The sequence below is a fragment of the Streptomyces sp. VNUA24 genome (assembly GCF_029167005.1).
GTDB lineage: Bacteria > Actinomycetota > Actinomycetes > Streptomycetales > Streptomycetaceae > Streptomyces > Streptomyces scabiei.
Genome location: NZ_CP119143.1, coordinates 260,532 through 281,647 on the forward strand (window position 1 = coordinate 260,532; position 21,116 = coordinate 281,647).

Genomic DNA, 21,116 nt, shown 5'->3' on the forward strand with positions numbered 1-21,116 from the left:
TGCGTCAGGCACGGTTCCGGCGCTCCGTGATCAGCGGCGCCGATATCGACATGCAGGCTATGCGTATCAGCCAAAGAAGTTCAAGAGTTGGTACTGAGATAGTAATTACACACCATTGCCATAAGGTACCTGAATGTTTCATTCCGTTCGGCACTGTGAGACCCGGGCAACCTTATGGACCGCTACGCACTCTTCAAGATGGATACTTTCAACCGAATTGACGCTTATGTCGCTGGTGGAACTCGGATCGCCCCACCACGCTCGGTGAGAGATCCCCTACGCCTGACACGCAGGGTAGGTAAAGCAAAAAGCCCGCTTCCGGAAATCTACTTCCCCCCAGCCACCCCTCTAATTACCCAGTTGACGTAACCCGAGTAATTACATGAATAAATCGCGCGGATGATCGGATTCCGTCGTTCAAACCTTTCGGGTGAGGACGACGATTAACGGGATACACTCCAGACCGCACCAGCCACACCGGCCACGGGCTCGGCGGGCAGCCTCAGCCGATCGCCAGCTGCCGGTACGGCTGCCACGGCCGGCAGCCCACCCGCGTCCTGGCCGACATGGTCACCGTATTCACAGAGCGCGGACCAGCGGAGGGCGCCGCCTCGGCAGCGGCATCGGCCAGTTCCAGTCCCTTTGCCGTGGCCCAGGTGCGTCGCCTGCAGGCTCATGCCGCGCAGGGTGCGGCAGTAGGTGACGTGGTCTTCGGCGGTGCCGGCGAGTTCGAGAGCGCGCAGGTAGCACTTCTGGCCCAGGCCCTGCTGGTTTTCGTACATTGCCATCCAGCCGGTGAGGTACACGAAGTCCGCGACGGCGGCGCTGCGCAGAGCACGCCAGGCCCGTCGGGAGCCTCGCGCAGCTTCTGGGCCAGCCCGTACGACAGGTCGTGTAGGACGATCGCGGTTGTCCCGGACATCTGTCCGGCCGTGCGGCACGGCCGCGCCCGTATCCGGTGCGGGCTGCGGGACGGCGAGCAGCGGGGCAGCCGGCGGGAATCCCGCGCCTGGTGCAACACGGCCGCCCGGGCGGCCTCCGAATCCGGCGACGGCCGGCTGTACGCCTGAGCACGGGCGCGCGAGGCGATGGTCCCGCTCGACTACGGCGCACCGAAGGCAGCAGCCGGACTCGCCGCCCAGGCCCGGCACGCCGTCGGCACCCGGCCGACCGCCGCGGCGACGTCGGCGGCCGCCGTCGCCACCCGCGCCTACGCCCTCGACGGGGGTATAGCCAAGGTGAGCCCAGATGGGGACATGGGGTGATCCCGAAGTCGGGTCGGCGGTCGGTCTCGGTGAGCGAGGATCTGGCCGAAGTCCGGCGTTCGGGTGTAGGTGTCTGCGCTGCTGGCTGCCGTGATTGTCCTCTGCCTGCCGTACGACGAGAGGACTGCTGGTGCCCGGGCTGGAAACGGGAGTTCGTCTGTGATCTCGGAAGGGGCCGTTCGTGAGGAGCGGGTCCGTGAAGGGGCCTGAACGTGTTGCTGTCATCGGAGTGGGCGTCATCGGGGCCAGCGTGGGCTGGAACCTGTCCCGGCACGGCGCCGAGGTGGTCTTGATCGACTCAGGTCAGCCGGGCGAAGGCGTCACCAGTTGGTCTTTCTCGTGGGTCAACGCGAGCAACAAGACCGCGCGCAAGTCCTACTTCGACCTGAACGTCGCGGGCATGGCAGCTCACTGTGAGCTTGCCGGGACCATCGGTCCGGATTCGTGGTGGTATCCCAGCGGCTACCTGCGCTGGGCAGACGATCCCGCAGCGGAGGCGAAGTTCCTGCGAACAGCCGAACTGCTGGCCGGCTGGGACTACCGGGTCGAGGTGTACACGGGGGCCGAGGTCCGCAGCCGCTTCGAACCGGCTCTCACGGTGCCCGACGATGTACCGGTCCTGTTCTACCCCGATGAAGCCTGGGTGCACGGACGCCATCTTGTCGGCCGCTTGGTCGGCCAGGCCAGCGCATCCAGTGCCGAGCTCCGGTTCGGCAACGCGGTATGCGACATCGGCACCGATGCCGGTGGAAGCATCCGGTCAGTTGTGCTGTCCGATGGGAGCCGTCTCGACGTCGACATCGTCGTGAACGCGGCGGGCCCCAGCGCATGCCACGTCGCAGGGCTCGTCGCAGGGCTCGTCGCAGGGCGCTTGCCGATGCGCCGGGAACCGGGCGTCGTCGCCCGGATCGACTGTGCTCAGGTCCCCGTTCACCGGGCCATGCACGCGCCTCACATCGAGATCCGTCCTGCCGGAGACACCTCGGTCGTCCTCCACAGCCGCGAGATCGACGCACTCATCGACACAGGCAAAGATCCAGGCCAACTCGCACGGCTGCTCCACGAATCGGCGCGCCACGTCGTCCCCGAGCTCGGGGACTCCCGCATCGCAGAGACACGAATCGTCGACCGGCCCATCCCTTCCGACGGCTGGCCCTCGGTGGGAGCGGTGCCGTCCGTGCCGGGCTACTACGAGGCCGTTTCCCACAGCGGGATCACGCTGGGGCCGGTCATCGGCCGACTGCTGGCTTCGGAGATCCTCAGCGGAAAGAGAGACGAGCTGCTCACGGACTTCCGCCCCGAGCGATTCCCCTCGTGACAGCCCGGGCTGCGTCACCACGGTCGCAGCCAGGCGGATGCTCCCCGGGCGATCCTGGGCACCGTCGGTGTGACGACGATGAGATGGATGGTGCTCAGGCAGCCGCCGCCATCACGGTCGCAACGGTCGATGCCCGCGTGGGTCGGCGTGTCGGCCTTCGTGTGAGCCGTCGGGTCATCAGGGTGATAGCCGTCCAGGTGATGAGCGCCTCGCTGACCTGCGGCAACCTCTCATGGCCCCGGCAGTGGCGACGGGCCCGCATGATCAACGAAGGCGACTTCTCGACCACCCAGCGGCGCGGCAGGAGGACGAAGCCCTTGGCCCCCGCCCGGGCGCCGGACCGTTCTGACCTTGATGTCGAGACGTTCCTTCGCCCAGTCGACCAGTCCTCCCGCGTAGGCGGAGTCCGCCCAGACGATGGCGATCGCGGGATGCATCAAGTGGAGCCGGAAGAAGTCTCCTGGGCCGCGTTCCGGTCGGTGACATCGGCCGGGGTGACCATGACGAGCAGGACCTTCCTCTGGCTGGCAACGAGGTGCCAAACAGAAGACTGCTGAAGTGGCAGGAGGGTTGTACGGGAGTTCCGGGAAATCTGGGGCGGTCGCGGCCCACTCCGGGCCCGAGAAGCCGACGTCCTCGACCAAAACGCGAACTCAACGTCCACCTCCGCCCGGAATGCCTCGCCCAGATCCCCCCGATTCCCCATCCTTCGATACTTCGAGATCGTCAGCGTCGGCGGAAGACCCAGCCCCGGTGAATCTTCGCGGCCAGAGCACCAGTTGTGGTGTCTCAGGAGATTGGTTCCGCGAAGTCATCGAACGCGTCAGCGACGGACCAGCACCGCGTGCGTGATGGTCGGCGAGCCGACCAGCTCGGACACCCGGTAGCCGTCGATTCCGTCACCCAGGTTGTCGAGCAGGCGCTCCCCGCTCCCGATGAGCATCGGCGCGATCACCAGGTGAAGCTCGTCGATCAGCCTGGCGCGCAGATACTGCCGGATGACCGCCGCGCCGCCGCCGATCCGGACGTCCCTGCCGCCCGCGGCGTCGAAGGCGCGCTGGAGCACCGTCTCCAGCGGCTGGTCGGTGAAGTGGAAGGTCGTTCCGCCGTCCATCTCCAGCGTCGGGCGTCCATGGTGGGTGTGCACGAAAACGTCGTGGTGGTAGGGCGGGTTGTCGCCCCACCAGCCCTTCCAGGACTCGTCCTCCCACTCACCGCGTTGCGGCCCGAACATGTTGCGCCCCATGATCGTGGCGCCGATGTTCTGCTCGCCGCGGGCGAAGTAGTCGACATCGATTCCGGTCTTTCCCGCAGACAAGTCCTCCACCGCGGAGACAAACCAGCTGTGCAGGTCGTCACCCCAACCGAGGCCGTCGCCGAACGGGGCATCCAGTCGCTGGTTCGCCCCAGCCATGAAGCCGTCGAGGGAGACCGTCACATTGTGTACGCGGACCCTGGGCATGGCATTCACCTCTCGTGTTGATGACTTTCTCTCACCCCTGCGTCGAACAGAGCCTCCCTGGATCGACATCCCCGCGCACTTTCTTTCGACAGACCACACCGATGCCCAGCACCGCGCCACAGCGCGTGTGCGAGCCGCGGGCGGGGCGAAGCCGACACCGCGGTGCCGCGGCGCCGAGACTGCCTTGCCCAGTCCTCCGGGGGCACACACCGGGACTGCTACCGCAGGGAACAAATCGGCGTGGCACTAATCTCACGCGACAGGGTCCGGCGCCCGGGCGGGGGCCAAGGGCTTCGTCGTCCTGCCGCGCCGCTGGGTGGTCGAGAGGTCGCATTCGTGGATCATGCGGGCCCGTCGCCACTGCCGGCACCATGAGAGGTTGCCGCAGGTCAGGGAGACGCTCATCACCTGGGCGGCCCTCACCCTTCTCTGCACCATCGTTCGATGCCCTGGCTGACTCCAGTTGACAAGATTGCGCTTGAGGACTGGCAGGCCATTCACATGTGGGCCTGCCTCCCTGAGGCTTGTCGTTTCCAACCCTGAGGGCCAAACACTCAAGACCAGAGACACGATTTCGTGAAGGCAGCAGTCAAGGCTTGGTCGAGCACACCCCAGCAGAGGTTCGCCCATGTGGCGCGCTTCGGGGACGACGTTGTCGGTGTGGGCGAGCTGCATGTCCGCAGTCACACGCAGCGCCAGGGCGAGATTTCCTGCTTTGTGCATCCTCGGGTATGGGGGCAAGGCATTGGCACAGGAATCGGGCGCCAACTTCTCGCACGCGGCTTCGGCCAGTTGGGGCTTCATCGAATCTTCGCCACCTGTGGCCCGCGGAATCTCGGCTCCGCCCGAGTGCTGGCCAAGCTCGGTATGACGTACGCGGGGCATCTTCGGCACACGGCCTGGATACGGGACGGCTGGCGGGACTCCCTGACGCTCGGCGCTGGGCATGTCGCCCCGGTCGGCGCTCCTGTGCACCCGTCGACCAGCTCATCCAGCCGTCCGCCACCCGGCGGTGACGGGCGGGCCGACGGTGGCCGGGCACGCGGTCAGAAGCGTGGGGCCCGGTACCCCGTCGCCGTCAGGATGAACTGGGCGTAGGAGTCGGCGTTCATCAGGGCGCGCTGTCCCATGGCGTACCAGTTCGGCTGGCGGTTGGAACCGTCGTTCGCGCCGCTGTACGTGGAGGGGTCCCGGAGGGCGCGCTTGCCGAGCATGTCCCCCTCGCGTGCCGCCGCCGACTCGGGCACGAGGGTGGCCAGTTCGGCGTTGCGGTCCTCCTCCTCCATCTCCATGTCGCGCGCGCTGTACTGGTAGTCGAGCGTGCCCGCGAACCGGTGGGTCGCCTCGTGGATGATGTACCAGGCGTTCTGGCCCTCGTCGGTGAGGTTGATCGGTCCGCTCCGGCCCGCGTCCATGGTCGGAAGGTCCTCGCTCTTCTGCTGGTTGGGGTTGAACACGCGGTTGTACAGGTCGGTCGCGCTGGGGGCGACCCAGCCCGCGACCCCGGGCGGGGCTCCGCCGTCGCCCACCAGGGCGATCTCCGCGCCCTCGGCGTTCAGGCCGGCCTGGATGCGCCGTACGACCTCGATGATCCGCGGCAGGAAGGTGGCGATCTGCGCGGGCGTCGCGCCCCGGAACGCGGGGAAGCCCGACTGGAGGCCGGTCAGCAGTTGGCCCCCGGGGGCGTTTCCGGCTCCGGCCAGCAGAGCGAGCACCGTCGAGATGGCCTGCTTTGCCTCGACCAGGGCCTTGCGGGTCTGTGTCTCGCGCTGCGGGTACTTGTGGTCCGGGATGGAACCGTTCTTCGAGAACTTCGCGTTCGCGCTGCTGTGCACCTGCCGGGTCGCATCGTCGTAGATGTCGCCGTGCCGCGGCGTGCTCCGGCCGTGGATGCCCAGCTGGGTGGCGGTGCGGATCTCGTCCCGGTTGCCCTGGTTGCGCCAGCGGGTCTCCTGGCCGGCACGGGGGTCGTTGAAGCTGGCGGCCCCTCGCCCTCAACTCCGGAGCCGAGCCCACCCGACCGTTGCCGGAACTCACCGACAAGTATTGCTGCCCCTCGCGAGCACATCGCCGAACTCCTGGGCCTGCCGACGTCGTGCGCATCACCACCGCCAACGGGGATGCGGCGCCGGACGCGGGCGGGCAGGTGATCGTGGACATCGACGGGGTTCTCGTCCTGGCGCACTCCGAGAAGCCGGACGCCGCCGCGACCAGGAAGAAGACCTTCGGTCACCATCCGCTGACGGGGTTCGTCGACCATGGCCGCGGCGGGTCCGGTGAGCCCGTGGTGGGCCTGCTGCGGCCCAGCAACCCGGGCTCCAACACCGCCGCCGACCACATCGAGAGCACCAGCTGTCCCTGGCCCAGCTACCGTAGCGGCCCCGGCGGCACCCACGAGTTCGTCGCCGCTTGCCCCATGACACGGGTCGGTGACGGAACGGCTCGACTTGTTCCAGACGGAGTTCCAGCAGCCGGCAGGGCCCCGCCGGGCTCGGCGGTCATGCCGGGCGCAGGGGCTCGAGCAGAGTGAGCGCCGAATGAGCCGGTTCTCCCTATGCCCGGGGCATGGCGCTGAGGCTGCGCAGTCGTTCGTTGCGCTGCTCCAGGGCCTGGGCGGTGGTGGGGAAGAGGGTGGCGCCGCCCTGGCCGACCAGCCCCTGGTTCGCGGTCACGAACTGCCGGGTGTCGCGTTCGTAGGCGGCGAAGCCCGCGCCGTGACCCCGGTCCGCGAGGCAGCCGGCGAGCATGTACGCGCCGACGAGCGCGAGGCTGGTGCCCTGTCCGGTGAGGAACGAGGGCGCGTACGCGGCGTCGCCGACCAGCGCGACCCTGCCGCTGGACCAGCGGGGCATGCGGATCTGGCTGACCCCGTCGAAGAACAGGTCCTCCGCCTCGCGCAGGGCGGCCAGCATGCCCGGGACCTCCCATCCCGCGTCGGCGAAGACCACGGCGACCAGGTCGCGTTGGGCCTGCGGGTCCCGGAACGCGTCCATGGGCGGCTCCGGCCGGGCGAAGTTCAGGAAGGCGTGCACCTCGTCGTCGTCCCCCACGGCGTAGAGTGCGGCGGCCCTGCCCGGGGCGTTCCACATCACGGTCTCGTGGGAGAGCCCGAAGGTGTTGCGCATGGTGAACACAGCGAAGCAGTAGCCGAGGTAGCGGTGGAACTGCTCTTCGGGGCCGAACAGCATCTCCCGGGTGCGCGAGTGCATGCCGTCCGCACCGAACACCATGTCGAACGTACGGCTGCCGCCCCCGTGGAAGGTGACGTCGACCCCGTCCTCGCTCTGGTCGAGGGTGTCGATGGAGTCGTTGAACAGGAACTCCACGTCGTCACGGACCGCCGTGTACAGCGCTTGCGTCAGATCCCCGCGCCGTACCTCCAGGTCCTGTCCCGCGACGCCGCCGGTGACGGCATGCGGGTGAAGGGAGGTCACCTCGCTGCCGTCCGAATCGAGGAAGGTCAGCCGCCGCAGGTCGATGTGCGCGTCCCGCAGCCGCGGCAGGATCCCCATCCTCCGGACGACTTCCAGTGCGGTGCCGCGCACGTCGATGGGATAGCCACCCCCACGCAGGGTGGGCGCCTTCTCCACGACCGTGACCGCGTATCCGTAGCGGTTCAGCCAGAACGCGAGGGCGGGCCCCGCGATGCCGGCCCCGGATATCAGGACCTTGCGCCTCGGCGTGCCACGGACATCCGTCAGCTGATCGGTGAGGGTCATTCCTTGACTCCTTTGGGCATGGTGCGAGTGACGAACAGGGCCAGCGACGTGACGACGCCGGCTATGACGAAGCCGGTGACGTAGGCCGATTCGGCCGCGACCTGCGACCCGGAAGGGGTTGCGGCGGTGAGGAGCGCACCACCGAGCTGCCCGCCCACGGCGTAGCCGAGTACGCGGCTCACCAGGATCAGGCTGGTGGCGATGCCGGTGTCCTTGGCATCGACGGCCGTGGCGGTGCTGGTCATCATCGCCGTGACGCACAGGCCGTTGGCCAGCGCGATCAGCGCCTTGCCGACGACGACGTGCCAGACCTCGGTGTGCACGGACGCCAGAACGACCAGGGAGACGGCCATCATGACGACTCCGGTGTTGACCACGGCACGCGAGCCGAAAAGCCGGTCCCCGATACCGCCGAGCGGCCCGGCCAGCGTCGCGGCGACGGCGCCGGGCAGCAGGAAGAAGCCGATCTCGGTGGCGCCGGCGCTGAATCCGTACCCGTCGCCGCGCTCGTCGAGCAGCTGCGGAACGAGATAGACCGCCATCGAGGTGCCGAGGCAGATCACGAATGTCAGCGCAAACGCCTTCCAGATCGCGGGCCGTGCCAGCATGTGCAGATCGATCATCGGAGAGGCCGCACGCCGTTCGACGGACACCCAACCGGTGACGAAGACGGCCAGAAACACGACGAGGGCGCCGAGCACGAGTGGTTGCGAGGCCGCTTCGGGCGCCAGCGCGAGTACGAGCATGAGCGTGACCAGTATCCCGCTCAGGAGCAGCAGGCCGGGCCAGTCGATGTCGGCGTCGTCCGACCCGCCCGGCCGGTCGGACGGCATGAGCCTGTTCACGAGCAGGGTGGCCCCGATGACCGCGATCGTGGGCAGCGCGAACATCCAGTGCCGGGAGAGCTCTTCCGCCACCGGCCCGGCCGACAGCATGCCGACCATCCCTCCCCCGACGAAGAGCCCGCTGACCACCCCGATGGCAACCTTCGACTCTCCCGGGGGCAGGTTCTGACGCACGACGATGAACGACAGGGGAAGCGCGCCCACCATCGCCCCTTGCAGCACCTGCCCGAGCAGCAGCACGGGCAGGTTCGGGGCCAGGGCGGACACCGTGCCGCCGACCGCGACGACCGCCATCAGCCGGATCAGGACCCGTTTCCCGCCGTAACGGTCGCCGAACTTGCCTGCCAACGGCGTGATGAGTGCCCCGGTGATGAGGAGCACGATGCTGAGCAGCGCCCCTTCGGACTGGCTCATGTCCAGTTCGCGTTCCAGGAGCGGGATCGTCGGTGACACCACCGACTCCAGAGCGCCGGTGGACAGTGCCAGTAGACCGAGGGCTCCGACAGCGGCCTTCCCGATGGGGACCGGGGGAGCCAGGGTTGCGGTCATGAGTGTCCTACCTTTCTAGACGTGGGTCTGATCTGGTCATTCGTAGGATCGGAGGGCCCAGGGGCTCTGGGTATGGCTGTCATGCGGGCGCCGTTGGCAAGGCTCAAAGGACTTGGCCGCCCGGAGTCCCGCGACGGCTCGACCGCCAATTGGGAGACGCGACTTTGATCGCTGCTGTAGGACAACGTCGGCGAGGTCGTCTGCGGGTTTGACATGAGATGGCGAGCTGGCGGAGGTGACCGTGCCCGAGATCTGGGCCGGGATGGACATCGGCAAGGAACACCACCACTGCGTTGTGATCAGCGCGGACGGCGAACGGCTGCTGTCCCGCCGGGTCCTGAATGACGAGGCCGAGCTGCTCCAGCTCATCGGCGACGTCCTGGAGATATCCGCCGATGTGCTGTGGGCCGTCGACCTCAACCACGGCGGTGCCGCCCTGCTGATCGGCCTGCTCCTCAACCACGGCCAGCCCATGGCCTATCTCACGGGCCTGGCTGTTCACCGGGCCTCGGTCACCTACCGCGGCGAGGGCAAGGCGGACGCGAAGGACGCCTTCGTCATCGCCGACCAGGCGCGTGTCCGCCGGGATCTGGGGCTCCTGCGACCGGGCGACGAGATCGCCGTCGACCTGCGGACCCTGACCACCCGGCGGCTGGACGTGGTCTTCGACCGCACCCGGCAGATCAATCGCCTTCGGGCCCAACTGCTGCAGATCTTCCCGGCGTTGGAGCGGTCGCTGGAGCTGGTCAACAAGGGACCGGTGATGCTGCTGACCGGCTACCAGACTCCTGCCGCGATCCGCCGAGCGGGCGCCAAGCGGATCGAGAGATGGCTGAAGAACCGCAAGGTTCGCAGCTCCGCCGCCCTGGCGAAGACCGCCGTAGAGGCCGCTGAGGCCCAGCAGAGCGCGCTGCCCGGCGAGAAGCTGGCTGCTGCCATGGTGGCCCGCCTCGCGAAAGGGGTGATGGCCCTCGATGAGGAGATCGCCGAGCTCGACGCCCTGATCGAGGCCAGGTTTCGCGAGCATCCGCACGCCGAGGTGATCCGCAGTCTGCCCGGCATGGGCCCGAAGCTCGGTGCCGAGTTCATCGCCGCGACCGGCGGGGACATGGATGCTTTCGGCAGCGCCGACCGGCTGGCAGGCTTCGCCGGCCTGGCGCCCAGACCCCGCGACTCCGGCCGCGTCAGCGGCAACCTGCGCAGGCCCAGGCGGTATCACCGCGGCTTGCTCCGGTCGATGTACCTGTCGGCGATGGTCAGCATCACGGCATGCCCAGCCTCCAAGGCGTACTACCAGCGCAAGCGAAGCGAGGGGAAGGGACACAAGCAGGCCCTGCTCGCGCTCGCCCGCCGCAGGCTGAACGTCCTGTGGGCGATGATCCGTGACGGAGAGTGCTATCAAAGTTCACCTCCCGTCACGGGAGCGGCTTGACATCACGATTGGGAAGTCCTTTCCGTCATTGCCCGGGTGAGGAAGGGGGCAGCGGGGGGCGCGCACAGCATGTGGCGCTGCCGCCCCGCGGCTCGTGCCGGACGCGGGCAAGGGCTGCCGCGGCACGGTGTGCGCTGCTCCGCGGCCCGAGAGACGGGAGCCGATACGGGGTGGGAGCCGGGTACGGGGGCCGATGCGATGCCGGCTGCCGCCCCGGATGGGCTAGGACCAGCGGCGCAGCGTGGCCCGGGCCGACAGCGTGACCGCCGGCAGGGCCAGGCCGCCGGCGGCGACCGCGAAGCATCCGTACACCAGCGGGGGCACGTACGGCATGTCACCGGTCACGCCGCTCATCATCGGGATCAGCGTGGCCGCGGCAATCGCGGAGCCGAGGACCACGCCCACCACAGCGACCAGCAGGCCCTCCCGGCGGAGCATCGTCATCACCTGACGCCGGGTGAAGCCGACGAGGCGCAGCACGCCCAGCTCGCGGCGGCGGTCTAGGACCGTCATCACCAGGGTGTTGACCGCGGCGACGGCGGCGAACCCACCGAGGACCACGGCCATGGTGTTGTTCATCCAGGCGCCCAGCTTCGCGCCGCGGTCCTGCTCGGTGGAGTAGCCGGAGGCGTCGGAGACCTCGCCCAGGGCGGTGAGCGACTTCTCCGAGCCGCCCCGTACCAGGAGCGTGCTGTCGAAGCCCGAGGTGACGTGGCCGGCCAGGGACGCCTGCCCGGTCCATGGTCACCGTGGCCAGGCCGAGGCCGCGGCCGTAAACCGCGACGATCTCGGGGCTGACCTCCGTCCCGTCGGGGAGGTAGAGCGGGAGCCGGTCGCCGACACCGGCGTCCGCCGAGGTCGTCAGGGTCTTGTCGATGGCGATACTCCCCTCGCCGAGCCGGTCGAGGCTGCCGTCGCGTACGTCCAGGTCCTGCACCTTCGCCAGCTCGGCGCCAGAGCCGGTGACGCCCTGGGTGGCCGCGCCCTGGAGCGACTTGAACTCGCCGGAGCCGGTCGGCACCAGCACCTGCGTGTTCAGCAGCCCGACGGCCGCCTCCACGCCCGGCGCGCGGGCGGCGCGTGCCGCCGCGTCCACCGGGAGCCCGGCCGGGTCCGTCACCACGTGGTCCGCGGTGATGCCCGCGCGCAGCTGCTTGTCGGCGGCGTGGGTCTCGCTCGTGTGCATGAACACGAGGGTCGAGGAGAAGGCCACGGCGAGCACGATCGGGGTGATCGCGGAGGCGAGGCGGCGGGCGTTGGTACGGGAGTTGGCGGCCGCGAGTTCGGCGGACGGGCCCGCGCCGTGCAGCGGGAGGCCGAACAGGCCGGCGCACAGCCGTGCCACCAGCGTGCCGAGCAGCCCGACGGCGAGCATGAAGAGCATGACGACGCCGAGGGCGGCGCCGGCCGCGTCGTCCCCGGCGGAGCGGGCGGACACGCCGGTGAGGATCGCGCCTCCGACGAGGGCGCCGACGCCGAGGAGGGTACGGACCGGAACGGACCGCAGCCGCTCCACCGACGCGTCCGACAGCGCTTGTCCGAGCTTGATCTTCGCGGACCGGCGCCCGGCCATCCAGCCTGCGCCGAGCGCGGTGAGCAGCCCCATGACGACGGCGGCGAGCAGCGGAAGCCCGGAGACGTGCAGGTCCACGGCGCGCGGGATGGCGCCCCGGTCCTGGAGCTGCCCGAACCACCAGTGGGCGAGCCCGATGCCGGGCAGGCAGCCGATGATCCCGGCGAGCGGCGCGACGAGCAGTGCTTCGGCGGCGACCGCGCGGCGGGCCTGCCGCGGGGTGGCGCCGATGGCGCGCAGCAGGGCGAACTCGCGGGCCCGCTGACCAACCGAGAGCGCGACGGTTCCGGCGGCCGTGAAGACCGCGAGGACGGCTGCGATGCCGCCGAAGGAGCCGCCGATTGCGAAGAGCGTCACCTTGGCGTACCCGAGGCCCGGGTCCTCGACGGCACCGCGGTCGTCGCCGGTGTGGACCTGGACGCCGGAGCCGGCCAGGGCCTGCTTCACGGCGCCGGCGAGGGCGTCGGTGTCGGTGTCGTCCTCCGCCAGCACGACGACGGCGTCGGCCTTGCCGGGATGCCCGTCGAGCATGGGCGACTGGGTGTCGGCGAACCACGTCAGGGCACCCGCGTCGCCCAAGTCGCGGGCGGTCTCCGCGAGGCCGGCCTCGGCGACGCCGGCGACGCGGAAGTCCTGCCGGCCGGCGGCGGTCTCCAGTACGACGGCGTCGCCGACCGCGGCGTGGGCGGCGCGGGCCGTTCCCGCGTCGAGGACGACTTCCTCCTCGCGGGGTGCGGAGCCGGTGGTCAGCGAGGTGCCGGTGAACGTGTGCGAGCCCCATCCGTGCGCGGTGAGCACCCCGCCCGGAACAGTCGGTGCACGAGCACCGGCGTCCGTCGCGCGCACCGGGAAGGTGAAGTCCGCGACGGCGGTGGCCGCACCCGGCGCCCCGGCGGCCTTCGCCGCCAGCCCGGCGCCCATCCGTGCCGTGTCCGGCAGGGGCGTCGCCTCCTTCGCACGGTCCTCGCCGTTGCCGGTGACGACGTACTTGTTCTGGTCCGCCGCCGCGACGACCAGCGCGTTCGCGTACCGTTCCGGCGGCACGCAGGCGCACAGGCCGGTCTCGAGCAGGATTCCGCAGGCCGAGACGATCAATGCGGACATCAGCAGCGCGAGCAAGGTCCCCGCGAAGGACGCGGGCTTGAAGCGCACGGCCTCACGGGCGAGTCCGTTGGGGCGCGTCATGCCGCCACCCCCGCCATCGCACCGGAGCGGGAGGCGCGCGAGGTGAGCACGGCCGTCCGTGCCGCGATCTGCTCCGCCGAACCGCGCTCGAGGTGGTCGGCGAAGGCGCCGTCGGCGAGGAACAGCACACGGTCGGCCCAGGCGGCCGCGGCCGGGTCGTGGGTGACCATGACAACGGTGGCGCCCAGAGCGTCCACCGCGTTGCGCAGCAGGCCGAGGACCTCGGCGGCGGTGCCGGTGTCGAGGGCGCCGGTGGGTTCGTCCGCGAAGATCACGTCGGGGCTGGTGACCAGGGCGCGGGCGACGGCCACGCGTTGCTGCTGACCGCCGGAGGGCTCTCCGGGCCGACGCTTCGCCTTGTCGGCGAGTCCGACCTGGGCGAGCACCGCCTGCGCCTGGCGCCGGTCCTGGCGCTGCCCGGCCAGGCGCATGGGCAGCAGCACGTTCTGCTCCACGGTCAGCGACGGCAGCAGGTTGAATGCCTGGAAGACGAAGCCGAGGCGGCTGCGGCGCAGCTCGGTGAGCTCGTTCTCGCTCATGCCGGTGATCTCCGTGCCGCCGAGGCGACGGATCCCGCCGTCGGCCGGTCGAGCCCGGCGGCGCGCTGCAGGAAGGTGGACTTCCCGGACCCGGACGGGCCCATGACCGCGGTGAACGTGCCGCGCGGCAGGGCGAGGTCGATGCCCGTGCGGGCGTGCACCGTGCCCGCCCCGCAGCCGTACTGCCGCCGGACGTCGCGCAGTTCGACGGCGAGACCGGGCGTGGCGGCCGGGACCTCGGGCCGGTTGTCCGCCTTCTGCGCTTGCCCCTGCGTAGCCTCATGTCCCGTCTCCCTCCCACGCGCACTTTCTGTGCCGGGTGAAGAGTGCGGGGACGGCCTTGCGCCGGGCGTCATACCGGGGAGCCAATGTGGGGGTGCTACCGCGGTAGGGGGTGGAGGAGGGGCGGGGGCGGTCCTACTCGCCCGGGGCGACCAGCCCCGACTCGTAGGCGAAGACCACCGCCTGGGCGCGGTCGCGCAGGTCAAGCTTGGTCAGGATTCGGCTGACGTGCGTCTTCACCGTCTGCTCAGCCAGCACCAGCGTCTGCGCGATCTCCCCGTTCGACTGCCCGCGGGCCACCAGCATGAGGACCTCGGTCTCGCGTTCCGTCAGGCCTTTGAGCCGCAGCGCGGGCTTGCCCCGGACGGCGGGACGCTGCTTGGCGAAGTCCGCGATGAGGCGGCGCGTCACGGAAGGGGCGAGCAGCGCGTCGCCCGAGGCCACGACGCGGACCGCCGCGATGAGGTCGGCCGGCGGCGCATCCTTGAGGAGGAAGCCGCTCGCGCCCGCCCGGAGCGCCTCGTAGACGTAGTCGTCGACGTCGAAGGTGGTGAGCATCAGGACGCGCGGCCGGTGTGTCACACCGGGTGCCGGCTCCAGGAGGCGGCGTGCGGCCTCCAGCCCGTCCATCTCGGGCATCCGCACGTCCATCAGCACGACGTCCGGGTGGGTACGCCGGCTCAGCTCGACGCCCTGCGCGCCGTCGGGGGCCTCGCCCACCACGTCGATGTCGCTCTGGGCGGCCAGCAGGGCGGCGAAGCCGGCCCGCACCATGGCCTGGTCGTCGACGATGATGACGCGCGTCGTCACGTGAAGTCCTTTTCAGTCAAGGAAGTTCAGGGGAAGTTGGGCGGCGACCCGGAAGCCGCCGTCCGGCAGCGGCCCCGTGTCCAGGCTGCCGCCGACGAGCCGCACGCGCTCGCGCATGCCGACGAGGCCGTGCCCGGTGCCGCCCACCTCTAGCGGCCCGTCGGGCGGCTGGGGCGGCGGTCCGTTGACGACCAGGACGGTGAGCCGCGCACCGTCCTGCGGATCGGAATCCGTCACCGACAGCGACACCTGCGTGCGGGCACCCGGCGCGTGCCGCACAACGTTTGAGAGAGCCTCCTGGACGATGCGGTACGCGGACAGGCCGACCGCCTCGGGCACCTCGACGTCGCAGGGGGTGAACTCCACCGGCCCGCGGGCCCTCGCCGTCACTTCCACCAGCTGCCCGATCTGCGCCAGGCCCGGCTGGGGCACGAGTTCGCCGTGCGCCTCCTCGTTGCGCAGCACGCCGAGGAGCCGTCGCATTTCGCCGAGCGACTCGCGCGCGGTCGCCGCGATGGACGTGAACTCCTCCCGCACGTCCGGCGGCAGCCTGTCGAGGCGGTACTCCGCGGTGTCCGCCTGCACGGTGATGACGGACATGTGGTGTGCCACCACGTCGTGCAGCTCGCGGGCGATCCGGGCGCGCTCCTCCAGCAGCGTCCGCCGGCCACGTTCGGCCTCGCTGATCGTCTCCTGCTCGACCAGCCTGCGCTGCGCCTCGGACCGCTCGCGCAGCGCACCGCCCACCAGGAGCGCGACGCCCCCGAGGATGGTGAACAGCAGGCCCATGGCGTCGAAGCCATGGGGCGCGACGACCCCCAGGGCCACGTTCGCGGCGGCCGTGGCCAGCCACACCAGCAGCAGTGTCCGGCGCCGCTCGCGCAGCCCCAGGGCGAGGCAGAGGCCGACGTACCCGACGATCTCCATGGGCGGGAACGGCCACAGCAGCCGCTCCTGGAAGTCGACGGTGAGCAGGGCGAGCGCCCCGGCGACGTCCGCGACGAAGACCACGTACCAGGCCTGCAGCGGCCGTACGACGGCGAGCAGCAGCGGCGCCGCCTGCGCGACGGCCAACCCGCCGGCGACGCCTCCGGTCAGGCCGTAGTCGGCGGTGAGGACCACGATCGTCGTGGGCAGCAGGGCGACGCACAGCACGAACGCCACGGCCCACGGCAGCAGCCGCACCCATCGCCGCGAAGCCCCCGCGAGCAGTGCGCGCGAGCGTTCCTCCTCCACTGAGGTCATGCGCACTAGCCTATGTGCGCCGCGACGGCGTCCGGAGTGGCGCAAGGCGTCGGCTCCTCATATGTCGGCACACAGCGGTTCTCCCCCATGTGCCGCAGGGCCTGACGGTAGGAGTCGACGAGGTCGGCCTCCGCGTAGGGATGCCGAGGTCGCGGCAGCGGGCCTTCACCACGGACTGGGCGAGCCTCAGGTGCGGGCGGGGCATGCCAGGGCCGGTCTCGGTCGGCTTCCAAAACTCGACGATGCGGCCGGCGGAGTCGAGGGTGACCTTGGTGGAGTGCCCGTTGGCGTCCTTGACGGTGGTCGGGGCGCCCCAGAAGCGGGAGGTCCACACGGTGGAGGTCAGTCCGGTGCGAGTGGAGAAGGCGCCGTCCGGGTCGGGCGTGGTGGTGGTGATGCCGTTGAGGGGCCAAGTGTTGGCCGGGCTGTAGGTGGTGGTGGTGCGGTTGTCCTTGCCGTCCTCGGTCCACACCACGCGGCCTGCGTCGTCATGGCCGGACCGCGTCGAGCGGTTCGATGCACCGGTTGACGTGGCTCAGCTCGACCTTCGCGGGAACCTTGCCGCCGGTGATCTGCGAGGACCAGCCGTACTGGATCTCCTTCACATAGCCGGAGGAGACGTACTGGCGGGCCTTGTCGGTGTTCGCGACCGAGCGGTAGTGGTTGTACTCCTTGTCGTAGAAGTACATCGTCTCGACCTCATTGGCGTCGACCGCGCGGTCAAGGTTCCAGCGCCAGGCTTGCGTGCACGGCTCGGGGAACTGGTCGTGGCAGGGCTCGCCGCTGTCGTTGCCGACGACGGGGACAGTGAAGACGGAGGCGGTCGCGGTGCCTGAGCGCTCGGAGCGGCCCCAGCCGAAGTAGTAACGCTGCCCGTCCTGCGTGGAGATCAGCCAGTACTCGCCGTTACGGCCCGCGCCGTGCCCGTCGAACAGACGCTGCACCCGCCAGCCCGGATCGTCCTTGACGTGGTAGGCGCCGCTGCCGGTGTTGTCCTGGATCAGCTCCGAGGTGACGCCGTTGAGGTTGATGACGTAGACCGCGCCGGACGGCTCCTCCGCGGAGTTCGGGGAGTCCCAGCACATGTCTCCGATCGTCGGCAGCCCGTCCTCGGTGCAGTTGCGGTACCGGCGCTCGATGTAACCGACGCTCAGGTCCCAGCCCATACCCGCCCAGGACGACTGGTTGTTCGATGCCGAGGTACGGCCATCCACCGACTGCGAGTTGTACGTCATCGCCAGCGGCGGCGCCGATCCCATCGGCGGCTGGGGCAGCTGGATCGGCAGGTTGTAGCTGAAGGCGCCCGAGCCGGTGGACACATCCCACGATCCGGTGGGCGACAGCGTGGAGGCCCGGTAGTCGCCCCGGTCGCAGCGCTCTCCGGACTGCAGAAACTTACGATCCAGAGCGCAATCCGAGAACACTGTGCTGCACCACACCCGCGGGAAGATCCTTCTTTCCCGAAGCCCTGGCAGTCAACTCAACAAGGCCAGCCCGGAGTTCGGCGGCGGGCTCACCAAGGACGATCGCGCTGATGATCAGCTCCATCATCAGACAGTCGTGCTCATCGCCTCTGCTCCGATAGCGTTCCCCATCGGCCTCGACCACAGCAGAGGCGATCCTCCTCCCACGACCAGCCGCGGGGGCAAAGGACACCTCATAGACGCCATGACCGGTCCAACTCCGGTGCATGAAAAGGACATCGCCTTCAACGAAGACGTTCCACTTCTCATCCATGTCCCGGGCTCGATATCCGCGCTGGATCCGGTCCCAGTCCTCGTCAGTCCAGACACGATCAGGAATCTGAGACACCGGCCGGGGCGTGCTGATGGGGTGGAGGCGCCGGAACGACTCTCGGGTGAGCGGGGCATCGGCAGTCATCACGCGATCATATGGAAGCACCACTCCAGCAGAACAGTGGATTGTCTCCAAGAGCAGGCAACCTGGGCGGAGGGCGGACTCAGCCGCCTTCCTGACGCGTCCGCAGCTTCCCGAACAGCAGCTTTACCAGAGTCCTTCGCCACTACCTCAGACGGCCTGATCGACTCGTCCCGGGGGAACCCAGCGGCCCTGATCCTGCGCTCCGAGTGGTGTCGGGCCTGGGCGTCGCATTCAGTCATCAGCAGCTCGGCGAGGAAGCCCCGGTAGGTCATATGTTCCTTCGCGGCCCGGTCGGCGATCTCGGCGAACCCGTTGCAGATCGACAGCAGCCGCAGCAGCCGGCAGGCGGTGTCGATGGCCGTGGTCGCGGGCCTGCTCGGTCAGGTTCGTCTGGGCCCCATCCGTATGCGACCACCTCACCGTCAGCGTCTGCACCCGACGGGCCGACGTACACCGCCCCTTGGCCGCCGCAGCCTGGGCCGCACCCAGCCAGACACCGCAGAATGCCTGGCTACGCTGTGATACGGGTGCAGCCACACGTACTAGTGCCGCATCAGACAACGTTTGCCTCGTCATGGGAGACTGCTCCGTCGACTGGGGGGAGAGTGTGGCCGTGGAGACTGCCAACCGCGTGCTGACGCTGGACGTGATCGCGGCACTGCGATACTGGCCCGGTGTCATTTGGGGAGGTCAGAAGAATCCTCCTGACCCGGTGGACATGACCGTCCTGCCACCCTTCTTCAACGACGTGCTGCAGGACCTTCCGTGGTGGAACCGCGACTGGGAGGTCGACCGCGTCCAGCCGGGGCTTCCCGCAGAGACCGGGGATCACCTCTGTGATCCTGCCGTGAGGTTCACCGAGGTGTCGATCCCGGGAACGGTCGCTTCTGGCAACGGCAAGAGCCTGCCGTTCGTCGCGAAGATCGGGTTCATGGGCGACCAACTGATCCGCTTCCAGGCCAAGATCGGTGACGTTGTCATCAGCCCGGCCGTTGCCCCTGCCGGGCGGACGGAGCCGCATCCGTTCGCCCGGATACTCACCGGATTGATGGACCTGCGCGGGATTCCGGTCAGGGACATGGCCAGAGCCGCCGGATTGTCGATGTCCACCATCCACATGCTCCGCCGCGGGCGCAACCCGAACTTGCAGCAGGCCCGCCTGATCGCCGGGATCCTGGACATGTCCGAAGCGGACGTCAGAGTCATCGCCGGACTCGACGACGGCAGCACACAGTAGCTGACAGATGCCGACGTCACTGGTGGGGTGTTGGCGCTGCGTCAAGCGACGTTCGCCCTGGTGACGACTTCGCGTAGGTGTTCATCGGCGGCGTGCTCGTTCCGCCAGATGATGTAGCGGCGGATCATGCTGCCCTGGACCCTGTGGCTGGGGTGATCGGTGCCGCCGAGGGCGAAGTAGCGCAGGGCGGTGAACTGGGCCTCGATCCGGTTGAGCCAGGAACTGTTGGTCGGGGTGTAGGCGATCTCGACGTTGTTCGCCGCGACCCAGATTCCGACCCGCCGGCACCGCTTCGTGGTCAGGTGGCGTGAGTAGTTGTCGCAGACGATCGCGATACGCACGTCCGCCGGGTGCAGCGAGCGCAGATAGCGGCAGAAATCCGGGAACTTGGAGCGATTCTTGGTCATCTTGGCGTGGCCGTAGAGGTAATCCTTGGCGAGGTTGTAGGCGGCGAACAGGTGCCGGACCCGTGCGGTCGGGTGCAGGTCGCCCGCCGTCGGGGCCGGGGCTCGCGGTCGGGGTCCTTGTGCTTGCCGCCGGCCCATTGCCGACCGGGGTGGGGCTGGAGGTTGAGCGGCCCGAACTCGTCCATGCAGAAGATAACTTCGGGCTCGCCCTCCTCTGGTACGACCTCGCCGTCGACGACTGCGTAGAGGTGTTCGACGCGGGCCCTCTTCGCGGCGTAGTCGGGATCACGGGAGGTCTTCCAGATCTTCACGCGTTGAAACGAGACGCCCTCCTCGCGGGGCAGGACCCGAAGGCCCTCGTGGCTGATGTCGTCGACCACCCCCTCGGCGGCCAGGAAATCGGTCAGCTTGGCCAGGCTCCAGGTCGAGAACGGCAGGCCGTGCTCGGCTGGCCTGGACTTGGCGATCTTCTTGATCTCCCGGCGCTCGGGTAGCGTGAACGTCCTCGGCCGCCCGCCCTTGTACTTGGGGTGGAGCGATTCGAAGCCATCGGCGTTGAAGTTGTGGATCACGTCGCGGGCCCGGTCCACCTTGGTGAACGCCACCTCGGCAATCTTCGCCACCGGCATGCCCTGCGCGGAAAGCAGCACCATCCGGGCCCGCCGCCAGGTCACCACCGACCCGGTTCCTCTGCGGATAATCCGCAGCAACCGTCTGCCCTCGTCATCGTCGATCTCACGGACCTGCACACGTTCAACCACGTGATCGTTCTGTCCGTCCGACGCCGCCCTGCACAGCAACCGGGCGACACGTCAGGACGGGGCGAAGGTTGTCTGTTGCGGCACTAGCCCCCTCCGAGCGTCATGGCCGGCCGACTGGCAGCGCCACTACACCGCCCTACGCGCGCTCGTACCCGACGAAGCGGGTCAGGCCGACGTCCTGCCCGGCCTCGCTGTCCACGGCATGGACATCGGAAAGTGGTTGGCCAAGCAGCGGACGCCGAAGGTCTGGGATGCCCTGGGGGCCGGGCAGCGCGAGCGCCTGCAGCAGCTCGGCATCACACCGCCCGCCCCGGAGCCGGAAACGCCCGCGAACCCGTCGACGGCGCTCGTGAGCGCCTTCGAGAAGGGGGTGGCGGCCCCACGCGCAGCACAAGGCACGAGAAGGCCTCGTGACCGTCCCTGGAACCCATGCAGAGGTGGTCGAGATCGACGGCCAGGAGCACGCCATCAAGCTCAGCGTGTGGATCATGAACCAGAAGGGACGCCGCGCCAGACTCGCCCCCGCCAGACTCAAACAGCTCGCGGACCTCGGTCTGTTCGACTGAGGGAAGGCTCACTGACTGGTCGACGCTGCCACGTGGCGAG

The 21,116-nt window shown here is 69.2% G+C and carries 14 protein-coding genes and 10 pseudogenes; 9 read left to right on the plus strand and 15 right to left on the minus strand.

The annotated features are described in order from the left end of the window. Window positions 1–586: 586 nt before the first annotated feature. A pseudogene (locus PYR72_RS00995) lies at window positions 587–833 on the minus strand (hypothetical protein); the annotation flags it as partial. A gap of 255 nt (window positions 834–1,088) precedes the next feature. On the opposite strand from PYR72_RS00995, the gene PYR72_RS01000 reads away from it, so the two are divergent. Next, window positions 1,089–1,265 (plus strand): hypothetical protein, encoded by a 177-nt coding sequence (locus PYR72_RS01000; protein ID WP_275453361.1) that lies wholly within the window; start codon window positions 1,089–1,091, stop codon window positions 1,263–1,265. Between the two features lie 196 nt (window positions 1,266–1,461). Beyond that, the gene (locus PYR72_RS01005) at window positions 1,462–2,583 is read left to right on the plus strand and encodes an FAD-dependent oxidoreductase (RefSeq protein ID WP_275453362.1); all 1,122 of its coding nucleotides are present in this window, start codon (window positions 1,462–1,464) and stop codon (window positions 2,581–2,583) included. 94 nt (window positions 2,584–2,677) lie between these two features. Here the strand turns inward: PYR72_RS01005 and PYR72_RS01010 are convergent. Both PYR72_RS01010 and PYR72_RS01015 read right to left on the minus strand, forming a co-directional pair. Then, window positions 2,678–2,902: pseudogene (locus PYR72_RS01010) on the minus strand (hypothetical protein); the annotation flags it as partial. A gap of 504 nt (window positions 2,903–3,406) precedes the next feature. Beyond that, the gene (locus tag PYR72_RS01015; protein ID WP_275453363.1) at window positions 3,407–4,045 is read right to left on the minus strand and encodes a dihydrofolate reductase family protein; all 639 of its coding nucleotides are present in this window, start codon (window positions 4,043–4,045) and stop codon (window positions 3,407–3,409) included. A gap of 286 nt (window positions 4,046–4,331) precedes the next feature. Here PYR72_RS01015 and PYR72_RS01020 point away from each other — a divergent pair. After that, a pseudogene (locus PYR72_RS01020) lies at window positions 4,332–4,502 on the plus strand (IS5/IS1182 family transposase); the annotation flags it as partial. Window positions 4,503–4,603: 101 nt separating this feature from the next. Continuing rightward, a pseudogene (locus tag PYR72_RS01025) lies at window positions 4,604–5,143 on the plus strand (GNAT family protein); the annotation flags it as partial. Here PYR72_RS01025 and PYR72_RS01030 read toward each other — a convergent pair. Beyond that, window positions 5,092–5,880 carry a hypothetical protein gene (locus PYR72_RS01030; RefSeq protein ID WP_275453364.1) on the minus strand — a complete coding sequence of 263 codons (789 nt, stop codon included), beginning with the start codon at window positions 5,878–5,880 and terminating at the stop codon, window positions 5,092–5,094. The pseudogene PYR72_RS01025 and the gene PYR72_RS01030 sit on opposite strands and share 52 nt — an antisense overlap. Window positions 5,881–6,191: 311 nt before the next feature. On the opposite strand from PYR72_RS01030, the pseudogene PYR72_RS01035 reads away from it, so the two are divergent. Beyond that, a pseudogene (locus PYR72_RS01035) lies at window positions 6,192–6,386 on the plus strand (IS1380 family transposase); the annotation flags it as partial. A gap of 211 nt (window positions 6,387–6,597) precedes the next feature. On the opposite strand, the gene PYR72_RS01040 reads toward PYR72_RS01035, so the two are convergent. Together PYR72_RS01040 and PYR72_RS01045 are read right to left on the minus strand one after the other, a co-directional pair. Beyond that, complete coding sequence (locus PYR72_RS01040) at window positions 6,598–7,764, minus strand: FAD-dependent monooxygenase (RefSeq protein ID WP_275453365.1); 1,167 nt, start codon at window positions 7,762–7,764, stop codon at window positions 6,598–6,600. Further along, window positions 7,761–9,158, minus strand: a complete 1,398-nt coding sequence (locus PYR72_RS01045; RefSeq protein WP_275453366.1) for an MFS transporter — start codon at window positions 9,156–9,158, stop codon at window positions 7,761–7,763. The genes PYR72_RS01040 and PYR72_RS01045 overlap by 4 nt, the downstream gene beginning before the upstream one ends. 262 nt (window positions 9,159–9,420) lie before the next feature. On the opposite strand from PYR72_RS01045, the gene PYR72_RS01050 reads away from it, so the two are divergent. Then, entirely contained in the window at window positions 9,421–10,590 is a 1,170-nt protein-coding gene (locus tag PYR72_RS01050) for an IS110 family transposase (RefSeq protein ID WP_275460312.1), read from the plus strand. A gap of 222 nt (window positions 10,591–10,812) precedes the next feature. Here PYR72_RS01050 and PYR72_RS01055 read toward each other — a convergent pair. The 8 genes and pseudogenes from PYR72_RS01055 to PYR72_RS01090 form a co-directional block, all read right to left on the minus strand. Then, window positions 10,813–13,348, minus strand: a pseudogene (locus PYR72_RS01055) (FtsX-like permease family protein). Next, window positions 13,345–14,170 (minus strand): annotated as a pseudogene (locus PYR72_RS01060) (ABC transporter ATP-binding protein). Before PYR72_RS01060 ends, PYR72_RS01055 begins: the two co-directional pseudogenes overlap by 4 nt. A 134-nt stretch (window positions 14,171–14,304) precedes the next feature. Then, entirely contained in the window at window positions 14,305–14,979 is a 675-nt protein-coding gene (locus PYR72_RS01065; protein WP_275453367.1) for a response regulator transcription factor, read from the minus strand. Between the two features lie 12 nt (window positions 14,980–14,991). Beyond that, window positions 14,992–16,224 carry a histidine kinase gene (locus PYR72_RS01070; protein ID WP_275453368.1) on the minus strand — a complete coding sequence of 411 codons (1,233 nt, stop codon included), beginning with the start codon at window positions 16,222–16,224 and terminating at the stop codon, window positions 14,992–14,994. A gap of 10 nt (window positions 16,225–16,234) precedes the next feature. Continuing rightward, a complete protein-coding gene (locus PYR72_RS01075; RefSeq protein ID WP_275453369.1) occupies window positions 16,235–16,699 on the minus strand; it encodes a hypothetical protein in 465 nt (154 codons plus the stop codon). 13 nt (window positions 16,700–16,712) lie between these two features. Next, complete coding sequence (locus PYR72_RS01080) at window positions 16,713–17,543, minus strand: SpvB/TcaC N-terminal domain-containing protein (RefSeq protein ID WP_275453370.1); 831 nt, start codon at window positions 17,541–17,543, stop codon at window positions 16,713–16,715. A 76-nt stretch (window positions 17,544–17,619) separates the two neighbouring features. Beyond that, window positions 17,620–18,105 carry a hypothetical protein gene (locus PYR72_RS01085; protein ID WP_275453371.1) on the minus strand — a complete coding sequence of 162 codons (486 nt, stop codon included), beginning with the start codon at window positions 18,103–18,105 and terminating at the stop codon, window positions 17,620–17,622. A 155-nt stretch (window positions 18,106–18,260) separates the two neighbouring features. Then, window positions 18,261–18,461 (minus strand): annotated as a pseudogene (locus tag PYR72_RS01090) (IS630 family transposase); the annotation flags it as partial. A gap of 257 nt (window positions 18,462–18,718) precedes the next feature. Here PYR72_RS01090 and PYR72_RS01095 point away from each other — a divergent pair. Beyond that, window positions 18,719–19,342, plus strand: a complete 624-nt coding sequence (locus PYR72_RS01095) for a helix-turn-helix transcriptional regulator (RefSeq protein WP_275453372.1) — start codon at window positions 18,719–18,721, stop codon at window positions 19,340–19,342. A 41-nt stretch (window positions 19,343–19,383) separates the two neighbouring features. On the opposite strand, the pseudogene PYR72_RS01105 reads toward PYR72_RS01095, so the two are convergent. Beyond that, window positions 19,384–20,510 (minus strand): annotated as a pseudogene (locus PYR72_RS01105) (IS630 family transposase). Window positions 20,511–20,538: 28 nt separating this feature from the next. Between PYR72_RS01105 and PYR72_RS01110 the strand changes: the two are divergent. Together PYR72_RS01110 and PYR72_RS01115 are read left to right on the plus strand one after the other, a co-directional pair. Continuing rightward, a pseudogene (locus PYR72_RS01110) lies at window positions 20,539–20,745 on the plus strand (helicase associated domain-containing protein); the annotation flags it as partial. 175 nt (window positions 20,746–20,920) lie between these two features. Further along, window positions 20,921–21,076 carry a hypothetical protein gene (locus PYR72_RS01115; protein ID WP_275453375.1) on the plus strand — a complete coding sequence of 52 codons (156 nt, stop codon included), beginning with the start codon at window positions 20,921–20,923 and terminating at the stop codon, window positions 21,074–21,076. Window positions 21,077–21,116: the final 40 nt, after the last annotated feature.